This window comes from Aureimonas sp. AU12 (genome assembly GCF_001463705.1).
GTDB lineage: Bacteria > Pseudomonadota > Alphaproteobacteria > Rhizobiales > Rhizobiaceae > Aureimonas.
On the sequence record NZ_BBWH01000018.1, the window covers coordinates 1 to 26,732 of the forward strand.

Here is a 26,732-nt window from a genome sequence, read left to right on the forward strand (position 1 = left end):
ACGCAGGCCCGGCCGATCGCGGCGTTGATCTCGGTGGTCGCCGCCTCCATCACCCGCTCGGCCCCCGGCAGCGCGGAGAGCCCGCGGGTGAAGGCGTAGAGCCGGCGGGCGGCCCGTGTGCGCGCCGCCGACGCCCGCATCTGCTCGCGGGCCTGGCCCGCCACCGCCGAGATCGAGACGGCGATGATGAGGAAGATGGCGAGCGCCAGCACCTCGTGCGGACGCGCCACGCTGAAGCTGCCGGTCGGGTCGATGAAGAAGAAGTTGTAGGCCGCAAACGACAGGAAGGAGGCAAAGACCGCCGGCCAGACCCCGTAGGCGATCGCCGGCACGAGCACGGCGAGGAGGTAGAGCATGGAGAGGTTCGGTAGCGGAACGAAGCGCAGCATCTGCGTGCCCAGAAGGGTCGCCGCCGCCACGCAGCCGGCCGCGGCCGCATAGCCGGCAAACGAGCCCGCGCCCGGCAGCCGCCGCGCCGCCGCGGCGACCTCCGCGTCTTCCGTCAGCACGTGAATCGAGACCCCAGACGCGCGCCGCACCAGCGCGTCCGCCAGGCTTGGTCCCGGCCACGGGCGCCACGATCCCTTGCGCCGCGCCTTGCCGACGACGATCTGCGTGACGTTCTCGAACCGTGCGAAGCGCAGGAGTTCGGCCGGCAGGTCGGACCCGACGAGATGCTGGGTCTCGGCGCCGAGGGTCTTGGCCAGTTGCATGGCGGCCTCGAGGCGCGTCGCCTCGGCCTCGTTCAGCGTGACGCCCGGACGCTCGATCGTCAGCGCGAACCACGGGGCGTCGAGCAGGTCGGCGAGGCGCTTGGCGCCGCGCACCAGCCGTTCGGCGGCATCGTTCGGCCCGAGGCAGACGAGCAGGCGCTCGCCCGCCGCCCACGGTCCCTCGATCGCTCCGCCCTGCATGCGCTCCAGAAGGTCGCTGTCGACGCGCGCGGCGACCTGCCGCAGCGCCAGCTCGCGCAGCGCCGTGAGGTTGGAGGGCTTGAAGAAGTTCTGCGTCGCGCGCGTCGCGGTGTCCTCGACATAGACCTTGCCCTCGGCGAGCCGGCGGATCAGCTCGTCGGACGGCAGGTCGACGAGCACGATCTCGTCGGCCACCTGCAGCGTCGTGTCGGGCACCGTCTCGCGGACCCTGACGCCCGTGATACGCTGGACCACGTCGTTGAGGCTCTCGACGTGCTGGACGTTCATCGTGGTCCAGACGTCGATCCCGGCCTCCAGAAGCTCGGCAACGTCCTGCCAGCGCTTGGGGTGCCGCGATCCCGGCACGTTCGAGTGGGCGTATTCGTCGACGAGGAGAAGCGAGGGCTTTCTCCCCAGTGCCACGTCGATGTCGAACTCGGGCACCAGACGGCCCCGATACGGGACGCCTTTGCGGGGCAGCACCTCGAGGTCGGCGATCATCGCCTCCGTCTCGGCCCGTCCGTGCGTCTCGACGAGCCCCAAGAGGACGTCGCGCCCCGCCCGCTTCGCGGCCCGCGCGGCCTGAAGCATGGCGAAGGTCTTGCCGACGCCGGGCGCGGCGCCCAGAAACAGACGCAGCTTGCCGCGCCCCTCGCGCTCGGCATGGGCGAGAAGGGCATCGGCGGAGGCGCGGGGTGTCTCGTCCCTGGTCATGATCCGTCCGTTCCATGCGCGGCTTCGCTCGTCCTGTCCACACCGACGCGCGAAAGGGCGCCCGCGCGGCGCCCTTCGTTTCTCATCGCCGGCCGGCCGCCTATCAGCCGGCCGCCTATCAGCCGGCTGCCGATCAGCCGGCTGCCGATCAGCCGGCCGGCGTCGCGGCCGAGGCCGTGGGCGTCTCGCCTTGCGGCATTGGAGCGGGCGCCAGCGCATCGAGGGCCATGTTGACGGCGAGGACGTTGACGCGGGGTTCGCCGAGGATGCCGAGGGTCCGCCGGGTGATGCTCTCCGTGATGATCCGCTCCACGGTATCGGGGGCGACGCCGCGGGCGGCGGCGATGCGAGCCACCTGGATGGCTGCGAAGGCCGGCGAGATATCGGGATCGAGGCCGCTGCCGGAGGTGGTGATGGCATCGGCGGGGAGCACGGCGGCACCCGTCGCCTGCCTCATCGCCTCGCCGTCGGCGGTGAGGCGCTCGGCCAGCTTGGCGCTGGTCGGGGCGAGATTCGTGCCCGACGATGCCGATCCGTCGTAGCCGGTGCCCGCCGCCGACGGACGGGGATGAAGGTAGCCTGGTTGCGCGAACGACTGGCCGATCAGCGAGGAGCCGACGGCCACCCCATCGCGCGAGACGAGGCTGCCGCTCGCCTCGCCCGGAAAGACGGCTCCGGCGACGGCGGTCATCGCGAGCGGATAGAGGAGGCCGAGCAGGACGGTGAGGAGGCCGAGGAGCGTGGCCGCGGCGCGGATCTGGGACACCATGTGTGTTCTCCTTGGGAGGGGTCAGGCGAGGCCGATGGCGGAGACGGCGAGATCGATGAGCTTGATGCCGGCGAAGGGCACCAGGATGCCGCCGAGGCCGTAGATCAGGAGATTGCGCCGAAGCACCGTCGCAGCATCCATCGGGCGGTAGGGCACGCCGCGCAGCGCCAGCGGGATCAGCGCCACGATGACGAGCGCGTTGAAGATGACGGCCGAAAGGATCGCGCTTTGCGGCGAGGCGAGGCCCATCACGTTGAGGACGCCGAGCTGCGGGATCGCGGCGATGAACAGCGCCGGAATGATCGCGAAATACTTGGCGACGTCGTTGGCGATGGAGAAGGTCGTCAGCGCGCCCCGCGTCATCAGGAGCTGCTTGCCGATGCCGACGATCTCGATAAGCTTGGTCGGGTCGCTGTCGAGATCGACCATGTTGCCGGCTTCGCGCGCGGCCTGCGTGCCCGTCTGCATGGCGACGCCGACATCGGCCTGCGCCAGCGCGGGCGCATCGTTGGTGCCGTCGCCGCACATGGCGACGAGCCGGCCCTGGCGCTGCTCGTTGCGGATGTAGTTCAGCTTGTCCTGCGGGGTCGCCTCGGCGATGAAGTCGTCGACGCCGGCTTCCGATGCGATCGCGGCGGCGGTCACCGGGTTGTCGCCCGTCACCATCACCGTGCGGATGCCCATGCGCCGAAGCTCGGCGAAGCGCTCCTTGATGTCGGGCTTCACCACGTCCTTGAGATGGATGACGCCGATGAACCTACCGTTCTCGGCCAGCCCCAGCGGCGTGCCGCCGGACTTGGCGATGCGCTCCACCGCGGCCGTGAAGGCCTGCGGCTCGGGAACCTCGCGTCCGGCGCTCTCTCGGACGAACCTGCGGATCGCGTCGACCGCACCCTTGCGGATGGTCTTGCCGCCCCTGTCGACGCCCGACAGTCGGGTCGAGGCCGAGAAGGGGATGAAGGTGGCGTCGGCCGGGGGCGCCTCCGGCACGACGATGCCGTACGTCTCCCGGGCGAGCACGAGGATCGAGCGCCCTTCGGCCGTCTCGTCGGTGAGCGAGGCCTCGACGGCGATCTCGGCGGCTTCGGTCTCGCTCACCCCTTCGACGGCGACGAACTCGGACGCCATGCGGTTGCCGAAGGTGATCGTGCCCGTCTTGTCGAGAAGCAGCGTGTCGACGTCGCCCGCCGCCTCCACCGCCCGTCCCGACATGGCGAGAACGTTGTGGCGGATGAGCCGGTCCATGCCGGCGATGCCGATGGCCGAGAGAAGGCCGCCGATCGTCGTCGGAATGAGCGTGACCAGCAGCGCGATCAGGATCGGCACGGAGATGGCGGCCTGCGCGTAGGCCGAGAAGCCCGTCAGCGTCACGACGGCGACGAGGAAGATCAGCGTCATGCCGACGAGGAGGATGGTCAGCGCCAGCTCGTTCGGCGTCTTCTGGCGCTCGGCGCCTTCGACGAGCGCGATCATGCGATCGAGGAAGGAGGAGCCGGGCGCTGCGGTGATGCGCACCACCAGCCAGTCGGAGACGACGGTGGTGCCCCCGGTGACGGCCGAGCGGTCGCCGCCGGCCTCGCGGATCACGGGCGCGGATTCGCCGGTGATCGCGGCCTCGTTGACCGAGGCGATGCCCTCGACGATCTCGCCGTCGCCGGGCACGAGGTCGCCGGTCTCGACGAGGACGAAGTCGCCGACCTTGAGATCCAGCGCCGACACGGACTGGACTTCCGCGCGATCTCGAGGGTTCGCCAGCCTCCTGGCCAGCGTGTCGGTGCGGGCCTTGCGAAGGCTGTCGGCCTGCGCCCGGCCGCGCCCCTCGGCGATCGCCTCGGCGAAGTTGGCGAAGAGCACGGTGAACCAGAGCCAGGCGGTGATCTGCCCGGTGAAGAGGAGCGGGTTGCCGAGGGCGACGTCGCGCACGAAGAGGACGGTGACGACGGCGGCGACGACCTCGGTGACGAAGATCACGGGATTGCGCAGGAGCGCGGCCGGATTGAGCTTCTTGAAGGCATCGACGGTGGCTCGGCCGACGAGATCGGGCCGGAAGGTGGACGTGGCGGCTTTGGCAGCCATGGGAGTGGGTCCTTGGACGCGGCCGCACGCGGCCGAGGGATAAGAGAGGAAAAGGGGGGATGGGGCCTCGCCGGGGCGGCGGGGCCTTGTGATCGTCGGACGATCCGGGGTCGTCAGAAGGTCTGGCCGGCGAGCATCTGCACCTGCTCGGCGATGGGGCCGAGGGCGAGCGCCGGGAAGAACTGGAGCCCGCCGAGGATCAGGATGATGCCGGCGAGAAGTCCGACGAAGAGCGGCGTGTGCGTCGGGAACGTGCCCGAGGAGGGGGCAAGCCGGGGCTTGGCGACCAGCGATCCGGCGATCGCCATCATCGGCACGATGGTGGCGAAGCGGCCGAGGAGCATGGCGAGGCCGAGCGTCGTGTTCCACCAGGGCGAGTTCGCCGAGAGACCGCCGAAGGCCGATCCGTTGTTGCCGGCCGCCGACGTGTAGGCGTAGTAGATCTCCGACAGCCCGTGCGGCCCGGCATTGCCGAGGCCGGCCAGCGCGGCCGGCAGGACCGCCGCGACCGACGAGAAGCCGAGGATCGCCACGGGCAGGATCAGGATCGCGAGGATCGCCATCTTCATCTCCTTCGCCTCGATCTTCTTGCCGAGATATTCGGGCGTGCGCCCGACCATCAGGCCGGCGACGAAGACCGCGACGATCGCGATGACCAGAATGCCGTAGAGGCCCGAGCCGACGCCGCCCGGCAGGATCTCGCCGAGCATGATCAGGACCATCGGCACCATGCCGCCGATCGGCGTGAAGGAGCCGTGCATGGCATTGACCGCGCCGTCCGAGAGACCCGTCGTCACCGCGGCGAACATCGCGGACGCCGCGATCCCGAAGCGGACCTCCTTGCCCTCCATGTTGCCGCCCGAAGGGTCGAGGCCGGCGCCGACGAGGATCGGCGTTCCCGCGCTTTCGGCCCAATAGGCGACGCCGACGCCCGTGACGAGGAGCAGCGCCATGACCGAGAGGATCGCCACGGCCTGCCGCCGGTCGCCGATGACGCGGCCGAAGGCGAAGACCATCGCGGTGGAGACCACGAGCATCTGCCAGATCGTCAGCGCGTTGGAGAGCGGCGAGGGGTTCTCGTAGGGGTGCGCCGAGTTGGCGTTGTAGAAGCCGCCGCCATTCGTGCCGAGCTGCTTGATGGCGAGCTGCGAGGCGACGGGCCCGAGCGCCAGCGTCTGCTCGGCGCCTTCCAGCGTCTGGACGGTGGCGGAGGCGCGGAGCGTCTGCGGCGTGCCCATCGAGACCTGCCAGAGGCCGGTGACGACCGCGAGCGGCAGGAGGATGTAGAGGGTCGCCCGCGTCATGTCGGCGAAGAAGTTGCCGACGGTCTTGGCCCCCGAGCGCGCGAAGGACCGCACCAGGGCCACCGCCAGCGCCATGCCGGTCGCCGCCGACAGGAAGTTCTGCACGGTGAGGCCGGCCATCTGGCTGAGATGGCTCATCGTCGTCTCGCCGCCGTAGCTCTGCCAGTTCGTATTGGTCACGAAGGACACGGCGGTATTGAAGGCGAGATGCGGGGTCAGGCCGGAAAAGCCCTGCGGGTTCAGGGGCAGCGCGCCCTGGAATCTCAGGAGCAGGTAGAGAAGAAGGAAGCCGCCCGCGTTGAAGGCGAGCATGGCCAGCGTATAGCCGAGCCAGGATTGCTCCTTGCCGGGATCGATGCCGGCCAGACGGTAGAAGCCGCGCTCGAGCGGGCCGAGGATCGGCGTGAGGAACGTGCGCTCGTTCGCGAAGACACGCGCCATGAAGGCGCCGAGCGGGATCGCGACGGCGAGCACCGCCGCGAGGATGACGAGAATCTGCAGCCAGCCCATGAGCGTCATGGCACCTGCCTTTCAAGAATCGGAAGGGGTCAGAACCGCTCGGGTCGCACGAGGGCGAACACGAGGTAGCCGGCGAGTGCGAGCGCGACGGCGCCGCCGAGGACGAGATCGAACACGCGTCAGGCCTGCCCGGCCCAGCGCGCGTAGGCGCCCATCAGCGCGAAGAAACCCAGCCCCGTGGCCAGATAGAGAAGATCGAACATGGATGAGCCCTCCTTTGGGGACGGCTCACCAAGTGGACCCGATCGGCATAAAGGATCCATACGAGTTTTCGGGACCGCTGGGCCTTCGTCGCGCGGCTGCTGCCAAGCTGGTCGGCTGACCGCGACACGTCCGGGCTGGCCCGTTCGCGGCGTTCATCGAACGGCGCGCAACCCTGTCCCGGATCGGGCGGTGGATCCGTCATCATGCGGTAAAAAGAGAACCGGTGCGGTGCGCAGGGCAGCCCCGACAGCCGTCTTCGTCTGGCCGGCTGCCGTTTGGAAGATCGGATGCAACTTCGTTATCAGTGGGGTCTTTGCCCCATCAGGTCCGGCGTATCACGAAGATCCTGCGTTCGGGTCCGGACTGCAGGTCGCCGCGCCACCGACATGTCTCGAAGCCGCACCCCGCGCCAGCTTCGGTCTGCGCCTTCGGAGAAGGCGGGGTCGAGCGATCGCCGTCCGGCCACCGACACAGCCCCGCACGGGTTCGGAAACCGAGGCTTGAACCCAAGTCGAAACGCCGGACCCGGCGGGACCGTCCCGCCAGGTCCCGACCTCCCGCCTCATTTCAGCAGCGGCGCGATCCGGTCCGTCATCGCGGCGGCGGCCGCGTCCGGCGTCATTGCGCCGTTGCCGATCGCCGTCATGTCGTCGAGCACGGTCTGGCTGATCTTCACGCCGTTCTGGCCCGGCCAGGCGAACCACGGAAAGGCGCGCCCGATCTGCCGGGCGCTGGTCTCGAAGCTCGGATTGGCGTCGTAGAAGCCGCGCAGCGTCGCCACGGCTTTCGCATTGGAGGGCATGTAGCCGGTCTGCTCCACGACAAAGGCCTGGATGTCCGGGCTGGTGCCGAAGAGCAGGTAGTCGAAGGCGGCGGCCCGCTTGGCCGGGTCGTCGGTGAGGATCACCGCCGCCATGCCGCCCGAGGCCACGCCGCCGCCGTCCTTCAGCACGGGCATCTCCGCGGTGCCCCAGGCGAAGCGGTCGCCGATCTCGCGCGAGAAGGAGCGCACCGCAGCGGTCGAGTTGAAGTAGAGGCCGACCTTGCCGGCGAACATTTCCTGGCGCGCCGCCTTGTCGGCGATCGGCTGCTGGCCGCCCTCGTCGAAGAAGCGCCGGTAGGTCCGCAGCGCCTCGCGCGCGCCCTCCTGCGCGAAGGCGATCTGCGTGCCGCCGGGCTCAATCGGCGCGAGGCCGTTCGTGGCGAGGAGGTTCTGCGTCATCCAGTCGTCGTCGCCGAGCGAATAGTACATGCCGGTGACGCCGCCGCCGAGCGCCTGGATCTTCGCGGCCAGCGCGATCGTCGCGTCCCACGTCTTCGGCATGGCATCGGGATCGCCGCCGGCCTTCGCCACGAGGTCGCGGTTGTAGAACATGACGGGCGTCGAACTCGTCCACGGCAGGCCGTACTGGACGCCGTCGACCTGCGTCAGCTTGAGGATGGCGTCGGTGTAGCCGAGCGCGGCCATGTCCTGGCCCGCCGTCACGTCGTCCAGCGGCTCGACCATGCCGCGCGCCACGAGATTGCGCAGGAGATGCGACCCGACCATGAACACGTCCGGCGCCTCGCCCGCGAGGCTCTGGCGGATCACCGACACCAGACCCTCGCCGTAGTCGGTGGAGGGCGCCTGGAAGGTGATCTTCACCTCGGGGTGGGTTTCCATGTAGCGGCGCGCGATCTCGCCCTGCCACTGCGCATGGTGCGGCCAGGCGTGGAGGACCGTGAGGTCGACGGGTTGCGCGGCGGCGGGCGCGGCGATGGCGAGGCCGAGCATCGCGGACAGGATGAGGGTCTTCATGGTCGTTCCCTTCGAGTGACGGGCTTCAGGTCTGCGCGCGCACGGACAGGCCGCGCACGAGGTGGCGTTGGAAGAACAGGAAGCCGAGCACCAGCGGTGCGGTGACGATCACCCCGCCCGCCATCAGCGCGCCGACATTGCCCGTGGTCTCGCCCGAGGCGCGGAAGGCGAGAAGCCCGAGCGGCGGGGTCATCATCTCGGTCCTCGTCACCACCACCAGCGGCCAGTAGAGATCGTTCCAGTGTGCGATCACGCTGATCGTCGAGAAGGCGGCCACCGCCGGCCAGGCCGCCGGCAGCATCAGGCGCCAGACGATGGCGAGCTCCGAAAACCCGTCGAGCCGGGCGGCATCGAGCACCTCGTCGGGGTAGCCGAGGAAGAATTGCCGGAACAGGAAGATCGCGAAGGCCGAGACGGTGAAGGGCAGGATCAGCGCGGTGTAGCTGTTGAGGAGGCCGGCCTGCGCGATCGCCAGATAGAGCGGGATCGCCGGCACCTGGATCGGGATCATCAACGCCACGACCACCGCACCGAACAGCAGCGAGCGGCCGCGGAAGGGCAGCTTGGCGAGCGCGTATCCGGCGGGCGCCGCGACGAGGATCTGCAGCACGAGGATCGTTCCGCACACCACCGCGCCGTTGAGCATGAAGCGCAGGAGCGGCTGGCTGCTCAGCGCTAGGGCGTAGTTGGCGGCCGCCCCGGCCAGGCTCGGGCTCGGCAGGAACGATCCGTCATAGACCGTGCCGGACGCGGCGAGGCTCACCGCGACCATCACCACGAAGGGCATGAGGGTCAGCGCCGCCGCAAGGCCGAGCGCGGCGGTGGACAGCCAGCGGCGCAGGCGCGGCGCTCCCGGGCGGCGGCCGTCAGCCATGCGAGCCCGTCCGGTCGAAGAGGCGCACCTGCAGGATCGACAGGAGGCCGACGACGCCGAGGAAGACGACGGCGAGCGCGGCGGCCGCGCCGACGTCGAAATAGCGGAAGGCCTGCTGGTAGAGCGTATAAAGCAGCATGTCGGTCGCGCCGCTCGGGCCCCCTTGCGTCAGGACGGCGACGGTCTCGAACTCCGAGACGCTCCGGATCAGCGTGATCACGGTGACGAACAGCGTCACGGGCGCCATCGTCGGGAAGGTGACGAGCGTGAACCGGCCCCAGCCGCGATCCGCCCCGTCGAGCGCCGCCGCCTCGTAGAGCTGCCGGTCGATCGTGGCGAGGCCCGCGAGGAACAGGAGCACGTTGTAGCCGAGCATCTTCCAGACGCCGATCACCGCCAGCGTGCCGAGCGCCGTCCGGGGATCCGACAGGAAGCGCACCGTCTCGAAGCCGAGCAGCGTCAGCGCCGCGTTCGCGATGCCGAAGGAGGGATGCAGCACCACCTCCCAGGCGGTCGCCATGGCGACGAGCGTCGCGGTGACCGGCAGGAAGAACACGGTCTGGAACAGGGGGCGCAGCCGTCCCTGCCCCTGAAGCAGGAGGGCGAGCCAGAAGGCGCCGGCAACGCTCACCGGGGCGACCGTCAGCACGTAGACCGCCGTGTTCGCCAGGCTGTTGCGAAGGCCGGGATCGCTGGCCAGCGCCGCGTACTGGGCGGTGCCGACCCAGTCGAAGCCCGGCATGCCGAACTGGTAGTCGGTCAAGGACAGGCCGAGCACGGCGATCGACGGACCGATCAGGAGCGCGACGAGGAAGAAGGCGGCCGGAAAGGCGAGCATCGCGCCGACGCGGTGTCGATGGCGCAAGGCGGCGCTCACGCCACGGCCTTTTGCGGCGAGACGACGGCGCCCCGCCCGGTCTCGGCTGCGGGAAAGACATGGACGGCATCGAGCGCGAAATGCAGGATCCCTTCGCTGCCGGGGGGCCATTGGCCGATGGCTTCGGAGGGAATGCGGATCACGCAGCCCACCGAACCCTCGACCGTGCGCACGAAGAGATGGGCTTCGACGCCGGCATGCTCGGCATGATCGACGACGACGGGCAGGCCGGGCAGGCCCGGTCCCTGACGCTGGCGAATGGCGGCATGTTCGGGACGGAACGCGACGACCCCCTCGATGCCGCCGAGCGCCTGTCCGGCGAGGATGATGTCGCCGCTCGCGGTGCGTTCGCCGATCGCCGCCCGCAGGGCTTCCGCGTCGATGACGTTGAGATGCGGCTGCGACAGGAAGCGCGCGACGTCGAGATCAACCGGGTGCCGGTAGAGCTCGTCCGGGGTCCCGATCTGCCGGACCCGGCCGTCGAACATGACGACGACGCGGTCGGAGATCGCCATCGCCTCCGACTGGTCGTGGGTGACGAACAGCGTCGTCGCGCCGATCCGCTTCTGGAGGGCGCGAAGGTCGGAGCGCGTGCGGTTGCGCAGGGCGGCGTCGAGATTGGCGAGCGGCTCGTCGAGAAGAAACAGCTGGGGCTCTCGGATCAGGGCGCGGCCGAGCGCGACGCGCTGCCGCTGTCCGCCCGAGAGGTCGGCGGGGCGGCGATCGAGGAGTTCGGTGATGCCGAGCTGCGCCGCCGTCGCCTCCACGCGGTCGCGGATCGAGCGATGCCGGGCGCGGATGCCCGGCGACAGAATGCGGGCGAGCGCCGGTCGCTCGAACGCGGAGAGCTCGCGCATCACGAGCGGGGCGGCGAGATTGTCCCGGCAGGACATGTGCGGATAGAGCGCGTAGGACTGGAAGACGAAGGCGACCTCGCGATCCTTGGGCGCCAAGCCCTCGACCGATCGTCCGCCGACGAGGATTTCGCCGGCCGCGACCGGCTCCAGCCCGGCGATGGCGCGCAGCAACGTCGACTTGCCGCAGCCCGACGGCCCGAGAATGGATACGAACTCGCCCGGCCGAACGTCGAACGAGGCCTCGTGGAGCGCGGTCTTGGAGCCGTATCGGCAGGTCAGGCCTCGAAGGCTGAGGCTCTGCGGCGGGTCCCTCATGCGCGGCGGGATCTCGCGAACCTGCTCAGGTGCCTCTGCGTCATTCCCAACTCCCGAACGCGTCGACGTCACCCGATCCCTGCTCGAAGGGAGCGGTTCGCTCCTTCATTGAGATAGCCTTTGCGGCGCCCGATCAATGCCTTGCGACGGATGGCCACGTCCGCTCGCAGACCGGCGGCGCCGGCGCATCCTCCGCGTCTCCATCGATGGCATCGACGACGGCTGCAGGGGGACGACTCGGCGGACGCGCGCGTCCGCCCTCATCGAGGTCTCCGGTTCGCCCGATCACCGTCTCTGCATCCCGGAGCACGGAGCGCGCGCCCGGAGCCGGCCGCCCTCGTCTGCGGATGTCGTCTCCTGTCTTCCCTCATGGTCCGAATGCTCGCCGACACCGGGAACGACGGGAAACCCCGGCAGCCGGAACGGCCGCCGGGGCGCTTGCGTCAGTTGGCCGTCGGGGCCGGCATCTCGTCTCCCGCCGGCCGGGGCGGCTGCATCGTCAGGTTGGGGATCTTGTCCGTCAGGGGCCTTGCCGCCGCAAGACAGGCTTCCATCGCCTCGTCGCCGCAGTTGATGCGGATCCCGGCGTCGCGGCCCATGCGGATCTCCACACCCTTGCCCATCGGCGGCGGGGGCGGCGGGCCGCGGTGGTCGCCCGGGCGCGGTCCGGCACCGGGAGGCGGCGGCATGTCGCCCGGAGCCGGCGGCATGTCACCGCCGGGCGCAGGCGCCGTGGCACCCATCGGAGCCGGTGGCGGGGCGGGGGCCCGGGCGTCCTGGGCCGATGCGAACGAGGTCAGGCCGACGGCGAATGCCGTGGCGAGAAGGGCTTGCTTCATCATCTGTCATATCCTTGCGGACGGGTCGGCTCCGGGGCCTTTCGGAGCGGACGGGAAGCCGTGACGCCAGCGATCTCGCCGGACGACAAAGGGGCTGGGTCGTTCGATCGGTCCCGGCCTCAAGGGGCGGAACCGGCCGAACCGGAGGGGAGGAGCGAGCTGGAGACGAGCCGAGCTCAGCGGTCCTCGAGGGGGGCGCCGGCCGGTCCGGCCGGGCCGGGGCCGTGGCCGGGACCATGACGGGGCGGCGGCGGATCGAGCTCGTCGATGCGCTCGTCGGCGTGCCGGATGGCGGCGGCATGAAGGAAGCCGTCGTCGAAGCGGCCCTGCACCGTGACGGTCTCGCCGGCGGCGACGAGCTCGCCGCTCTCTCCGGCGCGCCCGGTCTCGACGAGGGCCCGTGAGGTGGCGTCGGCGACCACGAACTTGTTGCCGTAGATTTCCGCGACCTGACCCGTGATGCCGATCGAAGACGCCTCGGTGAGCTGCGCAATCGGGATCGAGGTCATCGCCGTGTCGAAGGACACCTCGCGCCAGTGCGAGCCGCTCCAGGCCGCCGCGCCGCCGGCAAAGCCGAGCGCGAGAATGCCGAGCGCGCCGATGCCGAGCATCGCCTGGCGGGAGCGCGGACGACGGAGCGTCGCCTTCGGCCCGTTCGCCGGGATCGTATGGGCCCCATCCGCCGGGCTCGCCGTCGGCTCGGCCGCCGGGATCGTCTGGTTCTGGGAGGCGTGGTCGTCGTGGTCGCTCATGGCTGTCACCGATCTGTTTCGATGACGCCTTATGGGCTCCCGCCGCCCTCGGCAGACTGAACGGCGCCGTTCAGGTTCGGTTCAGCCCTTCGCCGCGCCCGTCCGATCCCGCTATGGGCTCGCTGTCTTTGCAGGAGATCCCCGGCGTGCGGAACCGGGATCGGGCGCCTGGCGATCACGATGCGCCGGGCTCACCGGCCCGCGTCGCCGAGAACCAGCGGCAGAGGTCGTTGAGGAAGCAGCTGTCGCAGGCGGGTTTGCGGGCGTGGCACACGGCCTTGCCGAACTGGATCAGCCAGAAGTGCCCGTCGCGCCGGGCCCAGTCGGGGGCGCGGCGTTCCAGCTGCTCGGCGGTGCGGTCGGCGGTCTTGGCCGCGGTGATACCGGTTCGGTTGCAGACGCGGTCGACATGCGTGTCCACCGCGATGACGTCCTCGTCGAAGGTGAAGCTCATGACGATGTCGGCGCATTTTCGCCCGATGCCGGGCAGGCTCATCAGCCCGGCGCGATCCTGCGGCACGACCCGGTCGTGCTCCTCGATCAGCGCGGTGCAGAGGCGACGGATGCTTCTGGCCTTCATGTTGTAGAGGCCGCAGGGGCGGATGGCGCGGGCGATCTCGTCTTCGCCGAGCATCAGCATCGCGTCGGGCGTGGTGGCGAGCGCGAAGAGATTGTCCACCGCCGCCGCCGTGTTGACGTCCCGGCTCTGCGCCGAGAGGAGGCACGAGACGGCGGAGCGGAACGGGTCCGGCTGGTCCTTCGGTCCCTTGGCGGTGGCGGTGCGGCCGGGCATGTGATCCCGCAGCCGGCGGAACGCCTCCTCGACCTCCGCGGCATCGAGCGCGCCCGTCGGGGTGTCCGTACTTGCAGCAGGGTCTTTGCGGGGGCGGGGCGCCCGCCTCTTCGGCACAGCCGGTTCGCGCGGGGTCGCCGTCGTTTTGGCCGTTCGAAGCCTTGCCGTCATCGTTCCTCCGCCGCGCCGCTTCGCACCGACGGCAGAAGCCGAAGCTGGGCCCGGCGGTTCCCGCCTGCGGCGATCGGCGCCGCGCTCAGCCCGCGAGGCCGAACTCCCAGCCGAGCATGGCGCGCTTGCGCGTCAGACCCCAGTGATAGCCGGTGAGCGCACCGGACTTGCCGACCACCCGGTGGCAGGGCACCACGAAGGAGATCGGGTTGCGCCCGACCGCCGCGCCCACCGCGCGCGAGGCCTTCGGCGCGCCGATCTCGGTGGCCACCGCCGAATAGGTGGTGGCGGCGCCGAGCGGAATGGCGAGAAGCCGCTCCCACACCCGCACCTCGAAATCCGTGCCGATGAGAACGACGCGCAGCGGCGCGTCGGCGCGCCAGGCGTCGGGCCGGAAGATCCGCGCCACTATCGTCGCCGCGCCCGCATCGTCGCGCGTGGCGGCCGCGCGCGGCCAGCGGCCGAGCATGTCGGCCAGCGCATGGGCGTCGCCGCCCCGGTCCTCGTCGCTGAAGGCGAGGCCCGCCAGCCCGCGGTCGGTCCAGACCGCGAGCGTGCGCCCGAACGGGCCGTCGGTGAAGCCGTAGGCGAGCGCCAGCCCTTCGCCCTTGGCCTTGTGGACGCCGGGGCTCATCGCTTCGTGCTTGACGAAGAGATCGTGCAGGCGCGAGGGGCCGGAGAGACCCACCTCGTGCGCGGCTTCGAGCAGCGGCAGGCCCTCGCTCAAGAGCCGCCTCGCATGGTCGATCGTCACCGCCTGCAGGAAGGCTTTCGGGCTGAGGCCCGCCCAGCGCCGGAACGCCGCTTCCAGATGATCGGGCGAGACGTCGAGCGCGCCGGCGATGGCGTCGAGCGAGGGCTGCTCGCGATAGGCGAGCGAGATGAACTCGATGGCGCGGCGCACCAGCGGATAGTCGCTGGTCGGGACGACGGCGGCAAAGCCGGGCTCGGCGTCACGCGGCGATGGCGTGTGAAGGGTCATGGCGGGTCTCCCTGCGATACCGGGAGAATGGGCCCTGTCGGAGCGCGCTTCCACCCGTTTTCGGGGCGGCGGTCGAGGTTTCGTCCCACAAGGAGGCGCAGGGCCGGAGCGCGGCCTCAGATGCGGCCCGCCCGGACGCGCCAGCGCGGATAGAGGAGGCCAAGCGCCAGCCCGCTCATCACCAGCGCGGCGGCGCCGAGCTTCCAGAGGGGCAGGGGCTCGCCGAGCCAGATGAAGGAGGCGGCCATGCCGAAAACGGGCACGAGCAGCGCGGTCGGCGTGATCGAGGCGGCGGGATGGCGCGACAGGAGGAAGCCCCAGGCCGTGTAGCCGAACAGCGTGTTGCCCACCGTCTGCCAGGCGACCGCGGCCCAGGTCGTGGCGTCGGCGTAAAGGATGCCGGCGCGGATCGCGTCCCAGCCCTCCAGCGCGAACGAGGCGAGGAAGAGCGGCGGCGCCGAGAAGAGGCTCGCCCAGATCACGAAGGGTAGCATGTCGGTGACGCCGCTGCGCTTGGCGACGATGTTGCCGCCCGCCCAGGAGAGTGCGGCGAGGACGACGAGCCCGAGCCCGAGCGGCGTGGTGGCGGCATCCGTGTGCGCGGCGATGACGAGGAGCCCGGTAGCGCCGAGCGCCAGCGCCCCCCACTGGAACGAGCGCACCCGCTCGCCCGAGAGCCAGACGGCGAGGCCGATGGTGAAGAAGACCTGCACCTGAATGACGAGCGAGGCGAGGCCCGGCGCGATCTGCGAGCGCAGGGCGATGAAAAGCAGGCCGAACTGCCCGGCGCCGATGAGAAGACCGTAGGCGGCCATGCTGACGAAGGGAACGCGCGGCCTACGGACGAAGAAGACTCCAGGCAGGCAGGCGAAGAGAAAGCGCAGCGCCGCGAAGAGGAGCGGCGGCAGGTGATCCAGCCCGATGCGGATTACCACGAAATTCGTGCCCCAGACCGCCACCACGGCCAGCGCGAGCAGAAGGTGGCGGAGCGGCAGCGCGGCGGTTTCCATGCCGCGCTTGTGGCAGATCGTTCGCGGGGTGCCAAGGTTGCCCGGACCGACGAGAAGCCGCCCGGACTACCGCACGGGATCGAAGCGCAGCGTGCCGACGATCTCGGGCGCATCGGGATGGTCGGACGGGTGGCGGACGCCGTCGGTGACGGGAAGGGCCGGGAAGTCGAAGGGGCTGACGCCGGCAAGGCAGGCGGCGTTGACGCCGAGTTCCTCGGGGTTCGAGCGCCGCTGGTGGTAGACGGTGATCCCGCAGGCCGAGCAGAAATAGTGGCGCGCGGTCATCGTGTTGAAGCGGTAGAGCGTCAGCTTGTCCTTGCCGGCGAGGATCTGGAGATCGCCGTGCCGGGTAGTGACGGCCGCCGTGCCGCGCATCCGGCAGTAGGAGCATGTGCAGCGGCTCGCCGAGCGTAGGCCCTCGCTCAAGCGCACGTGAAAGCGCACCGCGCCGCAATGGCAGGCGCCGTCATGTTCCGTCCTGTCGAGATCAGGAGGCGACACGGCGCCAGTCATCTCACCCGCGCTTGGCATCGGCCAGCGCCCGCGAAAAGGCGGCGGCGAAGCTTTCGCGGTCGTCGGGGTTGAGGAAGGCGCCGATCTCGGTGGTGCGGCCCTCGCCGCTGACGCTCATGCGGGTCACGCCGATCTCTTCGTGGCGGGCGACGCGAAAGCGCGTCCAGCTCGGATTGTAGCGGCTTTCGCTGACCTGGCCGCGGGCCGAGATCTTGCGGATCGCGAGTTCCATGCGCGACACCGACACCTCTTCGCGCGCCCGCGCCGAGCGGTTGCTGGCGCTGAGCGCGATCCAGAGCAGCGCCACGTCGAGGCCGAAGAAGCCGACCACCGGCCAGGCCCCGTTCGCCACGAACATGATGCCCGAGCCCAACGACACCACAGCGACGAGCCCCATCGTTACGTTGAAGCCGCGCCGCCCGAGCGAGCGATGCGGGGTGAGCATCGCCTCGAACAGCGGAGCCTCGTTGCGCATGTCGCCGATCCCCGTCATGGAAATCCCGTCCTTCCACCGATCCGTCCGCACCGAGGGACCCAAGGTCCGGCGCGGGACGGGCAACCTCATCGGGAGCGTTCGAGAAATGGCAGAAAAGGCGCCCGCCGCCAAATCCGTGCGCCGGGCCAAAACAGCGCAGCCGTCGCTCGTCGCGGCCGAGACGGGTTCGGCTGATGCCGCGACGAAACCGGCCGTTGCCGCGAAGGGGCCGCCGGCCCGCACCAGGGCTGCAAAGGCGCCGGCCACCGGCACCGCATCGAGCGTTGCCGCCGCCACGCGGCGCAAGACGGCCAGGCGTCGCCCGAAGATCCCCTACGGTCCCGACGAGATCGCCGAGATCTTCCGCCGCTTTGCCGTGCAGCGCCCCGAGCCGCAGCCCGAACTCGAGCATTCCAGCGCCTTCACCCTGCTCGTCGCCGTGGTTCTATCGGCGCAGGCGACCGATGCCGGCGTCAACCGCGCGACGCGCGGCCTCTTCGCCAGGGCCGACACGCCGCAAGCGATGGCGGCGCTCGGCGAAGAGGCGATCCGCGAGGCGATCAAGTCGATCGGCCTCTATCGCAACAAGGCGAAGAACGTCGCGGCGCTGGCGCAGCGTCTGGTGGAGGAGACCGGCGGCGAGGTGCCGCGCACCCGCGAGGCGCTGGAAGCGCTGCCGGGCGTCGGTCGCAAGACCGCCAACGTCGTTCTCAACACCGCCTTCGGCGAGGAGACGCTGGCGGTCGACACGCATATCTTCCGGATCGGCAACCGGCTGAAGATCGCGCCGGGCAAGACGCCAGAGGCGGTGGAGGAGGGGTTCCTGCGGATCATTCCCGCCGGCTTCCTGCGCCATGCCCATCACTGGCTGATCCTGCACGGGCGCTACGTCTGCAAGGCGAGGAAACCCGACTGCGAGGCCTGCATCATCGCCGATCTCTGCCGCGCCGACGAGAAATGGTGCGACCAGCCCGCACCCCTCATCGCGCTTCCCGTTCGTCCGGCCGGCCCGCAGCCGCTGCCGCCGGGGCTGGCGTCGTCGCCGTCGCGCTGAGCATGGGATCACCGAGGGGGCCGCGCAGCGGCAGGCCGCCCTCCTTGCGGGCGATGCGCTGGTGGAGATGCACCATCGTCGCGGCGGCAAAGAGCGGCGTCAGGAGGTTGAGGATGGGCACGGCGAGAAAGGCGGCGAGGACGAGGCCGGCGAGGAAGATCGTCGCGCCGTATTTCGAGCGCAGGGCCTTCGCCTCGGCTTCCGAGCGATAGCGCAACGCCGCGAACTCGAAATATTCGCGCCCCAGCAGGTAGCCGTTGACGAGGAAGAAGGCGGCGATGTTGACCACCGGCACGAGGAGCAGCGCGAAGGCGAGGAGATTGCCGAGGATGACGATGCCGAAGAAGCGCAACGACAGGACGAGGCTGCGCGCCAGCGGCAGTTCCCGCCCCTGCGGGCTCGTCGGATAGCTCTCGCGCTCCACCACCGCCGCGGCATCGTCGAGGAACAGGCCGGCGATCACGGCGCTGACCGGCGCGATGAGGAAGGCGAGCAGCAGCGCCAGAACCAGCCCGGCGGCAAAGGCGGCGAAGCCTTCCGCATGATCGAGCCAAGCCGGCATGTCCGGCGCGAAGCGCGCGAAGAAGGGGATCACCTCGGACTGGACGAGCCAGCGCACGGCGAACCAGAGGATCACCAGCACGAGCGCCGTCAGTCCCAGCGATTTCCAGAGGACGGCGCGGAACGGGGCCGAGAGAAGGTCCCGCAAGCCGAGCGCGGCGGAGGTGAGGATCATGGCGCGGGTCTCTTCGAGAGCGGAGAACGAGGTCTGTTCGCCGCCAAGATGGGAGCCCGGCTGCGCCAAGGCAACGACGCCGTAAAGCTTCGGTGACGCAAGCGACGACATCGTGGGGCTTTCACACCGCAATGCAACGGCACCGCAAGGCCTTGGCGTTTGGGGTCCGGGTCTGTAATCGATGAAACGGTCCGTCCAACCCTCCCATCGATCTTGCAAGAGTGCCTTGCCCATGCCCCGCTACGACGTCCTGACGATCGGCAACGCCATCGTCGACATCATCTCCCGCACCGACGACGCCTTTCTGGCCAGGGCCGGGATCGAGAAGGGCGCGATGACGCTGGTGGATGCCGCCCGCGCGCTGGAGATCTACGGACAGATGGGCCCGGCGATCGAGACCTCCGGCGGTTCGGCCGGCAACACGGTGGCGGGCCTCGTCTCGCTCGGCGGGCGCGGGGCCTATATCGGCAAGGTGTCCGAGGACGTGCTCGGTCGGATCTTCGCCCATGACATCACCGCGCTCGGCGTCCACTTCGCCACCGCGCCGCTCGCGGGCGACCCGCCGACCGCCCGTTCGATGATCCTCGTGACGCCGGACGGCGAGCGCTCGATGAACACGTTCCTCGGCGCCTGCGTCGAGCTTTCGCCCGCCGATATCGACGAAAGCGTCGTGGCGGCGGCGAGCGTCACCTATTTCGAGGGCTATCTCTGGGATCCCCCACTCGCCAAGGACGCGATCCTCAAGGCAGCGGGAATCGCCCACGCCAACGGACGCGAGGTGGCGATGACGCTGTCGGACAGCTTCTGCGTCCACCGCTACCGCGCCGAGTTCCTCGATCTCATGCGCTCGGGCACGGTCGACATCGTCTTCGCCAACGAGGCGGAAGCCCTGGCGCTCTACGAGACGGAGGTGCTGGAGGAGGCGCTGCACCGCATCGGCGAGGATGCCGAACGTTTTGCCGTCGTGACGCGCGGGGCCGAGGGCTGCGTCGTCGTCGAGGGCGCCGAGCGCCGGGCCGTGCCGGCGACGCCGGTCGAGCACGTCGTCGACACGACGGGCGCCGGCGACCTCTTCGCCAGCGGCTTCCTGCGCGGTTACACGGCAGGCCGATCACACGAGGCGAGCGCGCGCCTCGGCGCCATCGCCGCCGGCCACATCATCACCCAGGTCGGCCCCCGCCCCCAGGTCTCGCTCCTCGACCTGCCGGGCGTGCGGGAGATCCTGCGCTGAACCGCACGAGGTTCTGCATGCGAGAACCGATCGGCACGAGCCGAGACGGGCCGTACGCCTTCAGCCCTTCGCCCGGCCCGTCATCACCGCCTGACCGTCCGTGGCTCCTGTGTCGCCGGTGCATCCCGGCTCCTGCCCCCCGGCCCGGTTGATCGAGGGCACGCAGGCCCGCGACGGAGTTGGCTGTCCGGACGCCCGGAATGATCCGAACGGGTATATTTATTGGCGTAACAGGTTGGCGTAACAGGGTAGATCCGTAACTCGCACGACGATGGGAGGATCTGATGAACCCGAACAAGGCCTTATGGGAGAAGGGGGACTTTACGCGGATCGCGACCGGCATGCGCCAAGGTGGCGAAGGCTTCGTCGCCAGCCTCGGCATCCGGCCGGGACTGAAGGTCCTCGATCTGGGATGCGGTGACGGCACGACTGCGATACCGGCCGCCAAGCTCGGCGCCGAGGTGCTCGGTGTCGATATCGCCCGCAATCTGGTCGAGGCGGGCAACCAACGCGTTCAGGACGAACGTCTCGCGAACATCGTCTTTCAGGAAGGCGATGCCAGCGATCTGGCGGGTCTGGAAGACGACCGTTTCGATCTCGTCGTCAGCATGTTCGGCGCCATGTTCGCGCCCCGGCCCCTCGACGTTGCTCGTGGAATGGTCCGTGTCACTCGGCCTGGCGGGCGGATCGTGATGGGAAACTGGATCCCGAACGATCCCACACTGGTTGCGCAGATCCTGAAGATCAGCGCCGCCTATGCGCCGCCGCCAGCCGAAGGCTTCGTCAGCCCGATGAGATGGGGCATCGAGGCCGATGTCGCCGAGCGGTTCGCGAGCGCCGGCATAGTAAGCGACAGCATAAGCTTTACCAGGGACACCTACCGCTTCGAGTTTCCCTGCACGCCCGCCGCCCTCGTGGACGAATTCCGGCGGTCCTACGGCCCGACGATGAACGCCTTCGAGGCCGCCGCCAAAGACGGTCGTGCCGACTCGCTGCAGGCCGAACTCGAGGCTCTCTTCCAGGCTTGCAACACGAGCCCGTCTCCTCAAGCGACGTCCATTCCCGCGACCTTCCTTCGGGTGACGATCGCGGTGAACTGAGACGAATGCGACGCAGTCCGGTTCGGCGGCGGCGGGGGGGGGCATGAAGGGGCGCCATCTCGACGGGTCCTTCCGCCTCGGGCTCGGTCGCGGCCCTTGCCGAGACCCTGAGACGGCACAAGAAGACCCTCGGTCGCTCCGCGGCCGCGCCGCGCCGCCGCGGCGTTCCAGGATCCGCTGTCAGGCGGCAGCCTGCCGGTTTTCGCTGACGACGCGGTAGGAGATGGCTTCGGCGAGATGGGCGCGCCCGACCCTCTCGGAGCCGGCGAGGTCGGCCAGCGTCCGGGCGACCTTGAGGATGCGGTGATAGGCGCGGGCCGAGAACTTCATCTGCTCGGCGGCATCGTGCAGGAGCCGGGTGCCCGCGGCGTCCGGCGCGGCCACCGTCTCGACGAGGGCGGCCGGCATCTGCGCGTTGAGCGTGGCCGGCGGCAGGCCCAGCGCCTCGAAGCGCCGCGCCTGGCGCCCGCGCGCGGCCTCGACCCGGGCGCGCACGGCCTGCGAGCGCTCCGCCGGGGCAGGCTGGATCAGGTCGAAGGCGGTGACGGCGGGCACGTCGATGCGGATGTCGATGCGATCCATCAGCGGGCCGGAAATGCGCGCCTGATAGTCGGTGACGCAGCGCGCGCCGCGCGCGCAGACATGGCCGGGCTCGCCCGCCATGCCGCAGCGGCACGGGTTCATGGCCGCCACCAGCTGGAAGCGCGCGGGATAGGTGACGCGGTGGTTGGCGCGCGCGATGACGCTGTCGCCGCTCTCGATGGGCTGACGCAGCGAGTCCAGCACCGCCGGGGAGAACTCGGGGAACTCGTCGAGGAAGAGAACGCCGCGATGGGCGAGCGACACCTCGCCCGGCCGTGCCCGGACGCCCCCGCCGACCATCGCCGCCATCGAGGCGGAATGATGCGGCGCGCGGAACGGGCGCCGGTCGGACAGGCGTCCCTCCGACAGTTCGCCTGCGATCGAGGCCACCATCGAGACCTCCAGAAGCTCGCGCGGCGACAGCGCGGGCAGGATCGAGGCCAGGCGCGCCGCCAGCATCGACTTCCCCGAACCCGGCGGACCGGACATCAGCATTGTATGATACATAAAATAAGCGCGCTTCTGCGGAGTTTTGCCAGGTCTGCCGAAACGCACTTGAATACTACAAGGATGCTTGCATAGTCGCAGGCATGAACGATGACTCAGCCGTTTCTGCACTCGCCGCCCTTGCCCATGCCGACCGTCTTGCGGCGTTCCGGATGCTGGTCCGCGCGGGTCCGAACGGCATGCCGTCGGGCGAGATCGCCGATGCCCTTTCCATCCCGCCGACGCGGATGAGCTTCCACCTCGCGACGCTGGAGCGCGCGAAGCTCCTGCGGTCATGGCGCGACGGGCGCCGCATCCTCTACGCGGCGAGCTACGACGACATGCGCCAACTCCTCGCCTTCCTGACCGAGGACTGCTGTTCGGGGAATCTCGAGATCTGCGGCGACCTCGCCAACCTCTTTCCCGCCTGCACGTCGGAGACCTGCTCATGAGCGCCGCCCGTCCCTTCAACGTCCTCTTCCTCTGCACGGGCAACTCCGCCCGCTCGATCCTCGCCGAGAGCATCCTGCGCAAGGATGGCGGCGGGATGTTCAACGCCTTTTCCGCAGGAAGCCAGCCGAAAGGCGAGGTCAACCCGATGGCGCTGGAGGTTCTTCAGGAACTCGGCTACCCGACCGACGGCATGCGGTCGAAGTCGTGGGACGAGTACGCCGTGCCCGGCGCTCCCGTCATGGACTTCGTCTTCACTGTCTGCGACCAAGCCGCGGGCGAATCCTGCCCGGTCTGGCCGGGCCAACCCGTCACCGGGCACTGGGGCATCGAGGACCCGAGCCACGAGACGCGCGGCGACATCTGGAAGCGCGCCGCCTTCACCCAGGCGTTCCGCTTCATGAAAAACCGGGTCTCCGCCTTTACCGCGCTGCCGCTCGTCTCCCTGGAGAGGTCGAGCCTGACGGCCAAGGTGCGCGAGATCGGCCAGCTCGAAGGCGCGTCCTTCCCGCGTCCCGATGTCGCCTGAGGTGTCCATGCCCGTCACGATCTACCACAACCCCGCCTGCGGGACGTCGCGCAACACGCTGGAGATGATCCGCCAGTCCGGCGAGGAGCCTGTGGTCATCGAGTACCTGAAGACCCCGCCGAGCCGGGAGACCTTGGCCGAACTTCTCGACGCGATGGGCATGAGGCCCCGCGAACTCCTGCGGGAGAAGGGCACGCCCTATGCCGAACTCGGGCTGGGCGATCCAGCCCTCTCGGACGAGGAACTGCTCGACGCGATGATGGCGCACCCGATCCTCATCAATCGGCCGATCGTCGTGACGGAGAAGGGCGTGAGGCTCTGTCGCCCGTCCGAGGCTGTGCTCCCGCTCCTCGATCGTCCAGTCCACACCTTCACCAAGGAGGACGGCGAGACGGTCGCGGCGCCGGGCGCGTCCGAATGACCGATCCCGTCTCCACCGACCTGCCGAGCGTCGATCCGTCCGCGCTTCTCCCGATCGACGTCGAGGCGCTCGGCCTGCCTGGCGGGCCGACGCATCCGCCGCGCATCCTCGTCCTCTACGGCTCGATCCGGGAACGGTCCTTCTCCCGGCTCCTGTCCGAGGAGGCCGGGCGCCTGCTTCGCTGGTTCGGCTGCGAGGTGCGCACCTTCGACCCGCGGGGACTGCCGCTACCCGACGGGGCCAAGCCGGACCATCCGAAGGTCAAGGAGCTGCGCGACCTGGCGGAATGGTCGGAGGGCATGGTCTGGGTCAGTCCAGAGCGTCACGGGGCGATGACCGGGATCATGAAGGCGCAGATCGATTGGATTCCGCTGGCGGTCGGAAGCGTTCGGCCGACGCAGGGCAAGACGCTCGCCGTCATGGAGGTGTCGGGAGGCTCGCAGTCGTTCAACGCCGTGAACCAGATGCGAATCCTCGGACGCTGGATGCGCATGGTGACGATCCCGAACCAGTCGTCGGTCCCGAAGGCCTTCCTCGAGTTCGACGAGGCCGGGCGCATGAAGCCCTCCGCCCTCTACGGCCGGGTCGTCGACGTCTGCGAGGAACTGGCGAAGTTCACCCACCTCGTACGCGGCCGGTCGTCCTATCTGACGGACCGCTACTCCGAACGCGTCGAGAGCGCCGAGGAGCTTTCGAAGCGCGTCAACCTGCGCGCCATCTGACCCTCCCGCATCCGGACATCCCATGCTCGCCCTCGCGATCTTCGTCGCCACCCTCGTCCTCGTCATCTGGCAGCCGCGCGGACTTGGCATCGGCTGGTCGGCGCTCGGCGGCGCCGTCGTCGCGCTCGCGACCGGCGTCGTCGACTGGGCGGACATCGCCACGGTCTGGGACATCGTCTGGGACGCGACATTCACCTTCGTCGCGCTGATCGTCATCTCGCTGATCCTCGACGAGGCCGGGTTCTTCGCCTGGGCCGCTCTTCACGTCGCACGGTGGGGCGGCGGCGACGGGCGACGGCTGTTCCCCCTCGTCGTGGTCCTTGGCGCGGCCATCGCTGCGGTCTTCGCGAACGACGGCGCCGCGTTGCTCCTAACACCGATCGTCCTCGCGATCCTCCTGCGCCTGAACTTCCCTCCGGCCGGGGCGCTCGCCTTCGTCGTCGCCTGCGGCTTCGTTGCCGACGCGACGTCGCTTCCCCTCGTCGTGTCGAACCTCGTGAACATCGTGACGGCGAACTTCTTCGACGTTTCCTTCGGACGCTACGCCGCGGTCATGGTCCCGGTGAACCTCGTGTCGCTCGGGGCGACCCTGCTCGTCCTCTGGACCTACTTCCGACGGGACATTCCCGAGCGCTACGACACGTCAGCGCTGGAGGACCCGGGACACGCCATCAAGGACCGCCAGGTGTTCCGCGCCGCCTTCCCGCTGCTTGGCCTCCTGCTCGTCGCCTACTTCGTCACCGGACCGCTCGGCGTGCCGATCTCGTTCGTGACCGGCGCGGCTGCCGTCATCCTGATGGCGGTCGCCGGGCGATGGTTCGCGGGCGGTCATGGTGCCGTCGTGCCGCCCGCCAAGGTGCTGCGCGAGGCACCGTGGCAGATCGTGCTCTTCTCGATCGGCATGTATCTCGTGGTCTATGGCCTCGGGAACGCCGGGCTGACCGACATCGCCGCCGGGGTCCTCGTCTGGCTCGGCCAGCAGGGCACCTTCGTCGCCACGATCGGCACAGGCTTTGTCGTGGCGGCGCTCGCCTCCGTCATGAACAACATGCCAGCCACCCTCGTCGGGGCGCTTGCCATCGACCGCGCCACCCTCGACCCGTTGACCCGCGAGCTCATGGTCTACGCCAACGTCGTTGGCAACGACCTCGGACCGAAGTTCACGCCGATCGGCTCGCTCGCGACGCTGCTCTGGCTCCACGTCCTCGCGGGCAAGGGGCAGACGATCACATGGGGCCAGTACATGAAGGTCGGCCTCGTGTTGACGCCGCCGGTCCTGCTCGCGGCGCTCGTGGCGCTATGGGTCTGGCTTCCGGTCGTGTCGTGAGACCGCGGTGGCAGGTCATCCCGGCACTCGGCGTCTTCGAGATCCTCGCGTGGGGGTCCTCGTACTACCTGCCGGCCGTCCTCGCCCTCCCGATCGCCACGGACACCGGATGGCCCTTGCCGTGGATCATCGGGGGTCTGACGGTCGGCCTGCTCGTATCCGCGGCAGCCTCGCCGTGGATCGGCGCGACGATCGGGCGGGCCGGCGGGCGGGCGGTCCTCGCGAGCGGGGCGGTGCTACTCGCGTCCGGCCTCGCCGTCCTCGGGTCGGCCGCGAACCTGCCGACGTTCCTCGCGGGCTGGCTGGCGATGGGGCTTGGCATGGGCATGGGCCTCTACGATCCGGCCTTCGCGACGCTCGGCCGCCTCTACGGTTCCGACGCCCGTTCCGCCATCACCACCCTGACTCTCTGGGGCGGGTTCGCCAGCACGGTCTGCTGGCCCTTGTCGGCGCTCCTCGTCGACCATCTCGGATGGCGGGCGACATGCTTGGTCTATGCCGCCCTCCATCTCCTCGTGTCCCTGCCGCTGGCATTGCGGTTCATCCCGCGGGTGCCGCCATCGACGGTCACGAGGAGCGGACCTGGCAGCGATGGACTTGGTGTCCCGACCGGGGATCGCACGTTCCTCGTGCTGGCCGCGCTGCTCGTCGTCTCGGGCGCGATCATGGGCCTCGTCTCGGTCCATCTCCTGACGCTCCTGCAAGCGCGCGGCGAGACGTTGGCGGCGGCCGTCACGCTCGGCGCGATGGTCGGGCCGGCGCAGGTCGGAGCGCGTCTTTTGGAGATGGCCGGTCGCGAGCGGCACCACCCACTTTGGACGCTGCGTGCGGCTGTCGTCCTCATCGCCGTCGGATTGTGCCTCCTCGCATTCGAGACATCGGCCGTAGCGGTGGCCGTCGTCCTCTACGGCGCCGGGAACGGCATCCTCTCGATCGCCCGCGGTACCGTGCCTTTGGCGCTGTTCGGTCCGGAGGCGTACCCGACGATGATGGGACGGCTCGCACGGCCGGCGCAGATGGCGCAGGCGATCGCGCCGACGGCCGGCGCCGCCATGATCTCCTACGCGGGTCCGTCGGCGACCCTAGGTCTCCTGGCAGTCCTCGCATGCGTCGGCGTCGTCCTCGTGGCCTCGCTGACGATCGCCGCATCGCGGATGCCGTCACGCTGAAGGATGCCAACTGAGAGTCAGAGTACCGGAGCGCCGAGCATGGCGACCGCCCCTCGGCGGACGGCGCGGGAGTCTCGCGTGCGGCGAGCGGTCCCCGGGGTAGCCGCAGGAGCGACAGCCGAAGGCGGTCGCGGGACCGACCACCCCCGACGCCGCACTCCATGGCCCC

Annotated in this window: 26 protein-coding genes and 1 pseudogene; 9 read left to right on the top strand and 18 right to left on the bottom strand. The window is 69.8% G+C overall.

The features are described 5' to 3' along the window. The 16 genes from AUL33_RS06645 to AUL33_RS06720 all read right to left on the bottom strand — a co-directional run. On the bottom strand, positions 1-1,628 hold a 1,628-nt coding region (locus tag AUL33_RS06645), incomplete at its 3' end, for a DUF4118 domain-containing protein (RefSeq protein ID WP_156419311.1). Positions 1,629-1,776: 148 nt separating this feature from the next. Then, positions 1,777-2,397 (bottom strand): potassium-transporting ATPase subunit KdpC, encoded by a 621-nt coding sequence (kdpC, locus tag AUL33_RS06650; RefSeq protein WP_062205546.1) that lies wholly within the window; start codon positions 2,395-2,397, stop codon positions 1,777-1,779. Between the two features lie 21 nt (positions 2,398-2,418). Beyond that, the gene (gene kdpB / locus AUL33_RS06655; protein WP_062205549.1) at positions 2,419-4,473 is read right to left on the bottom strand and encodes a potassium-transporting ATPase subunit KdpB; all 2,055 of its coding nucleotides are present in this window, start codon (positions 4,471-4,473) and stop codon (positions 2,419-2,421) included. 113 nt (positions 4,474-4,586) lie between these two features. Continuing rightward, positions 4,587-6,296, bottom strand: a complete 1,710-nt coding sequence (kdpA, locus tag AUL33_RS06660) for a potassium-transporting ATPase subunit KdpA (protein ID WP_062205554.1) — start codon at positions 6,294-6,296, stop codon at positions 4,587-4,589. 29 nt (positions 6,297-6,325) lie between these two features. Further along, positions 6,326-6,412, bottom strand: a complete 87-nt coding sequence (kdpF, locus tag AUL33_RS23030; RefSeq protein ID WP_062205557.1) for a K(+)-transporting ATPase subunit F — start codon at positions 6,410-6,412, stop codon at positions 6,326-6,328. 650 nt (positions 6,413-7,062) lie between these two features. After that, positions 7,063-8,298 (bottom strand): ABC transporter substrate-binding protein, encoded by a 1,236-nt coding sequence (locus AUL33_RS06670; protein ID WP_062205561.1) that lies wholly within the window; start codon positions 8,296-8,298, stop codon positions 7,063-7,065. A gap of 25 nt (positions 8,299-8,323) precedes the next feature. Next, complete coding sequence (locus tag AUL33_RS06675; RefSeq protein ID WP_062205564.1) at positions 8,324-9,172, bottom strand: carbohydrate ABC transporter permease; 849 nt, start codon at positions 9,170-9,172, stop codon at positions 8,324-8,326. Continuing rightward, positions 9,165-10,049, bottom strand: coding sequence for a carbohydrate ABC transporter permease (locus tag AUL33_RS06680; RefSeq protein ID WP_062205567.1), 885 nt, complete (start codon positions 10,047-10,049; stop codon positions 9,165-9,167). The genes AUL33_RS06675 and AUL33_RS06680 overlap by 8 nt, the downstream gene beginning before the upstream one ends. Beyond that, on the bottom strand, positions 10,046-11,221 hold the full coding sequence (locus AUL33_RS06685) for an ABC transporter ATP-binding protein (RefSeq protein WP_062205570.1): 1,176 nt from the start codon (positions 11,219-11,221) through the stop codon (positions 10,046-10,048). The genes AUL33_RS06680 and AUL33_RS06685 overlap by 4 nt, the downstream gene beginning before the upstream one ends. 443 nt (positions 11,222-11,664) lie before the next feature. After that, a complete protein-coding gene (locus AUL33_RS06690; RefSeq protein WP_062205572.1) occupies positions 11,665-12,063 on the bottom strand; it encodes a hypothetical protein in 399 nt (132 codons plus the stop codon). A gap of 173 nt (positions 12,064-12,236) precedes the next feature. Then, the gene (locus AUL33_RS22490) at positions 12,237-12,812 is read right to left on the bottom strand and encodes a hypothetical protein (RefSeq protein WP_192843152.1); all 576 of its coding nucleotides are present in this window, start codon (positions 12,810-12,812) and stop codon (positions 12,237-12,239) included. Positions 12,813-12,987: 175 nt separating this feature from the next. Continuing rightward, on the bottom strand, positions 12,988-13,605 hold the full coding sequence (gene nth / locus AUL33_RS06700) for an endonuclease III (RefSeq protein WP_062205575.1): 618 nt from the start codon (positions 13,603-13,605) through the stop codon (positions 12,988-12,990). Positions 13,606-13,861: 256 nt separating this feature from the next. Next, on the bottom strand, positions 13,862-14,758 hold the full coding sequence (locus tag AUL33_RS06705; protein ID WP_082652375.1) for a bifunctional helix-turn-helix domain-containing protein/methylated-DNA--[protein]-cysteine S-methyltransferase: 897 nt from the start codon (positions 14,756-14,758) through the stop codon (positions 13,862-13,864). Positions 14,759-14,874: 116 nt separating this feature from the next. Next, the gene (locus AUL33_RS06710; RefSeq protein ID WP_062205578.1) at positions 14,875-15,768 is read right to left on the bottom strand and encodes an EamA family transporter; all 894 of its coding nucleotides are present in this window, start codon (positions 15,766-15,768) and stop codon (positions 14,875-14,877) included. Between the two features lie 66 nt (positions 15,769-15,834). Continuing rightward, positions 15,835-16,281 carry a GFA family protein gene (locus AUL33_RS06715; protein ID WP_062205581.1) on the bottom strand — a complete coding sequence of 149 codons (447 nt, stop codon included), beginning with the start codon at positions 16,279-16,281 and terminating at the stop codon, positions 15,835-15,837. 1 nt (position 16,282) lies between these two features. Next, positions 16,283-16,774, bottom strand: a complete 492-nt coding sequence (locus AUL33_RS06720) for a DUF2244 domain-containing protein (protein ID WP_062205584.1) — start codon at positions 16,772-16,774, stop codon at positions 16,283-16,285. A gap of 88 nt (positions 16,775-16,862) precedes the next feature. Between AUL33_RS06720 and nth (AUL33_RS06725) the strand changes: the two genes are divergently transcribed. After that, a complete protein-coding gene (nth, locus tag AUL33_RS06725) occupies positions 16,863-17,810 on the top strand; it encodes an endonuclease III (protein ID WP_082652379.1) in 948 nt (315 codons plus the stop codon). On the opposite strand, the gene AUL33_RS06730 is transcribed toward nth (AUL33_RS06725), so the two are convergent. Then, positions 17,737-18,546: a sulfate transporter family protein gene (locus tag AUL33_RS06730; protein WP_082652380.1), complete on the bottom strand. Its 810-nt coding sequence runs from the start codon at positions 18,544-18,546 to the stop codon at positions 17,737-17,739. The genes nth (AUL33_RS06725) and AUL33_RS06730 overlap by 74 nt on opposite strands. A 232-nt stretch (positions 18,547-18,778) precedes the next feature. Here AUL33_RS06730 and AUL33_RS06735 point away from each other — a divergent pair, with 232 nt between their 5' ends. Both AUL33_RS06735 and AUL33_RS06740 read left to right on the top strand, forming a co-directional pair. Further along, entirely contained in the window at positions 18,779-19,777 is a 999-nt protein-coding gene (locus tag AUL33_RS06735; protein ID WP_062205588.1) for an adenosine kinase, read from the top strand. A 284-nt stretch (positions 19,778-20,061) separates the two neighbouring features. After that, on the top strand, positions 20,062-20,877 hold the full coding sequence (locus AUL33_RS06740) for a class I SAM-dependent methyltransferase (RefSeq protein WP_062205592.1): 816 nt from the start codon (positions 20,062-20,064) through the stop codon (positions 20,875-20,877). A 180-nt stretch (positions 20,878-21,057) separates the two neighbouring features. Here AUL33_RS06740 and AUL33_RS06745 read toward each other — a convergent pair. Further along, positions 21,058-21,960, bottom strand: a pseudogene (locus AUL33_RS06745) (YifB family Mg chelatase-like AAA ATPase); the annotation flags it as partial. Between the two features lie 89 nt (positions 21,961-22,049). Between AUL33_RS06745 and AUL33_RS06750 the strand changes: the two are divergent. The 6 genes from AUL33_RS06750 to AUL33_RS06775 are packed head-to-tail and all read left to right on the top strand — an operon-like array spanning position 22,050 to position 26,563. Then, a complete protein-coding gene (locus AUL33_RS06750) occupies positions 22,050-22,397 on the top strand; it encodes a helix-turn-helix transcriptional regulator (RefSeq protein ID WP_062205596.1) in 348 nt (115 codons plus the stop codon). After that, positions 22,394-22,924 carry an arsenate reductase ArsC gene (locus AUL33_RS06755; protein ID WP_062205601.1) on the top strand — a complete coding sequence of 177 codons (531 nt, stop codon included), beginning with the start codon at positions 22,394-22,396 and terminating at the stop codon, positions 22,922-22,924. The genes AUL33_RS06750 and AUL33_RS06755 overlap by 4 nt, the downstream gene beginning before the upstream one ends. A 7-nt stretch (positions 22,925-22,931) precedes the next feature. Further along, the gene (gene arsC / locus AUL33_RS06760; RefSeq protein ID WP_062205677.1) at positions 22,932-23,345 is read left to right on the top strand and encodes an arsenate reductase (glutaredoxin); all 414 of its coding nucleotides are present in this window, start codon (positions 22,932-22,934) and stop codon (positions 23,343-23,345) included. Further along, a complete protein-coding gene (gene arsH / locus AUL33_RS06765; RefSeq protein ID WP_062205603.1) occupies positions 23,342-24,067 on the top strand; it encodes an arsenical resistance protein ArsH in 726 nt (241 codons plus the stop codon). Before arsC ends, arsH begins: the two co-directional genes overlap by 4 nt. A 22-nt stretch (positions 24,068-24,089) precedes the next feature. Further along, entirely contained in the window at positions 24,090-25,394 is a 1,305-nt protein-coding gene (locus tag AUL33_RS06770) for an arsenic transporter (protein ID WP_062205605.1), read from the top strand. Then, positions 25,367-26,563, top strand: coding sequence for an MFS transporter (locus AUL33_RS06775; protein WP_082652377.1), 1,197 nt, complete (start codon positions 25,367-25,369; stop codon positions 26,561-26,563). The genes AUL33_RS06770 and AUL33_RS06775 overlap by 28 nt, the downstream gene beginning before the upstream one ends. Positions 26,564-26,732 lie beyond the last annotated feature (169 nt).

Coding starts and splice junctions, on each gene's coding strand:
- AUL33_RS06730 (WP_082652380.1), bottom strand. CDS start 18,546: ATGATCCTCACCTCCGCCGCGCTCGGCTTGCGGGACCTTCTCTCGGCC.
- AUL33_RS06715 (WP_062205581.1), bottom strand. CDS start 16,281: ATGACTGGCGCCGTGTCGCCTCCTGATCTCGACAGGACGGAACATGAC.
- kdpA (WP_062205554.1), bottom strand. CDS start 6,296: ATGACGCTCATGGGCTGGCTGCAGATTCTCGTCATCCTCGCGGCGGTG.
- AUL33_RS06670 (WP_062205561.1), bottom strand. CDS start 8,298: ATGAAGACCCTCATCCTGTCCGCGATGCTCGGCCTCGCCATCGCCGCG.
- AUL33_RS06740 (WP_062205592.1), top strand. CDS start 20,062: ATGAACCCGAACAAGGCCTTATGGGAGAAGGGGGACTTTACGCGGATC.
- AUL33_RS06685 (WP_062205570.1), bottom strand. CDS start 11,221: ATGAGGGACCCGCCGCAGAGCCTCAGCCTTCGAGGCCTGACCTGCCGA.
- AUL33_RS22490 (WP_192843152.1), bottom strand. CDS start 12,812: ATGAGCGACCACGACGACCACGCCTCCCAGAACCAGACGATCCCGGCG.
- AUL33_RS06690 (WP_062205572.1), bottom strand. CDS start 12,063: ATGATGAAGCAAGCCCTTCTCGCCACGGCATTCGCCGTCGGCCTGACC.
- AUL33_RS06735 (WP_062205588.1), top strand. CDS start 18,779: ATGCCCCGCTACGACGTCCTGACGATCGGCAACGCCATCGTCGACATC.
- AUL33_RS06770 (WP_062205605.1), top strand. CDS start 24,090: ATGCTCGCCCTCGCGATCTTCGTCGCCACCCTCGTCCTCGTCATCTGG.
- AUL33_RS06710 (WP_062205578.1), bottom strand. CDS start 15,768: ATGGAAACCGCCGCGCTGCCGCTCCGCCACCTTCTGCTCGCGCTGGCC.
- nth (WP_062205575.1), bottom strand. CDS start 13,605: ATGCCCGGCCGCACCGCCACCGCCAAGGGACCGAAGGACCAGCCGGAC.
- nth (WP_082652379.1), top strand. CDS start 16,863: ATGGCAGAAAAGGCGCCCGCCGCCAAATCCGTGCGCCGGGCCAAAACA.
- arsC (WP_062205677.1), top strand. CDS start 22,932: ATGCCCGTCACGATCTACCACAACCCCGCCTGCGGGACGTCGCGCAAC.
- AUL33_RS06750 (WP_062205596.1), top strand. CDS start 22,050: ATGAACGATGACTCAGCCGTTTCTGCACTCGCCGCCCTTGCCCATGCC.
- AUL33_RS06675 (WP_062205564.1), bottom strand. CDS start 9,172: ATGGCTGACGGCCGCCGCCCGGGAGCGCCGCGCCTGCGCCGCTGGCTG.
- AUL33_RS06720 (WP_062205584.1), bottom strand. CDS start 16,774: ATGACGGGGATCGGCGACATGCGCAACGAGGCTCCGCTGTTCGAGGCG.
- kdpB (WP_062205549.1), bottom strand. CDS start 4,473: ATGGCTGCCAAAGCCGCCACGTCCACCTTCCGGCCCGATCTCGTCGGC.
- kdpC (WP_062205546.1), bottom strand. CDS start 2,397: ATGGTGTCCCAGATCCGCGCCGCGGCCACGCTCCTCGGCCTCCTCACC.
- AUL33_RS06755 (WP_062205601.1), top strand. CDS start 22,394: ATGAGCGCCGCCCGTCCCTTCAACGTCCTCTTCCTCTGCACGGGCAAC.
- AUL33_RS06775 (WP_082652377.1), top strand. CDS start 25,367: ATGGGTCTGGCTTCCGGTCGTGTCGTGAGACCGCGGTGGCAGGTCATC.
- AUL33_RS06705 (WP_082652375.1), bottom strand. CDS start 14,758: ATGACCCTTCACACGCCATCGCCGCGTGACGCCGAGCCCGGCTTTGCC.
- arsH (WP_062205603.1), top strand. CDS start 23,342: ATGACCGATCCCGTCTCCACCGACCTGCCGAGCGTCGATCCGTCCGCG.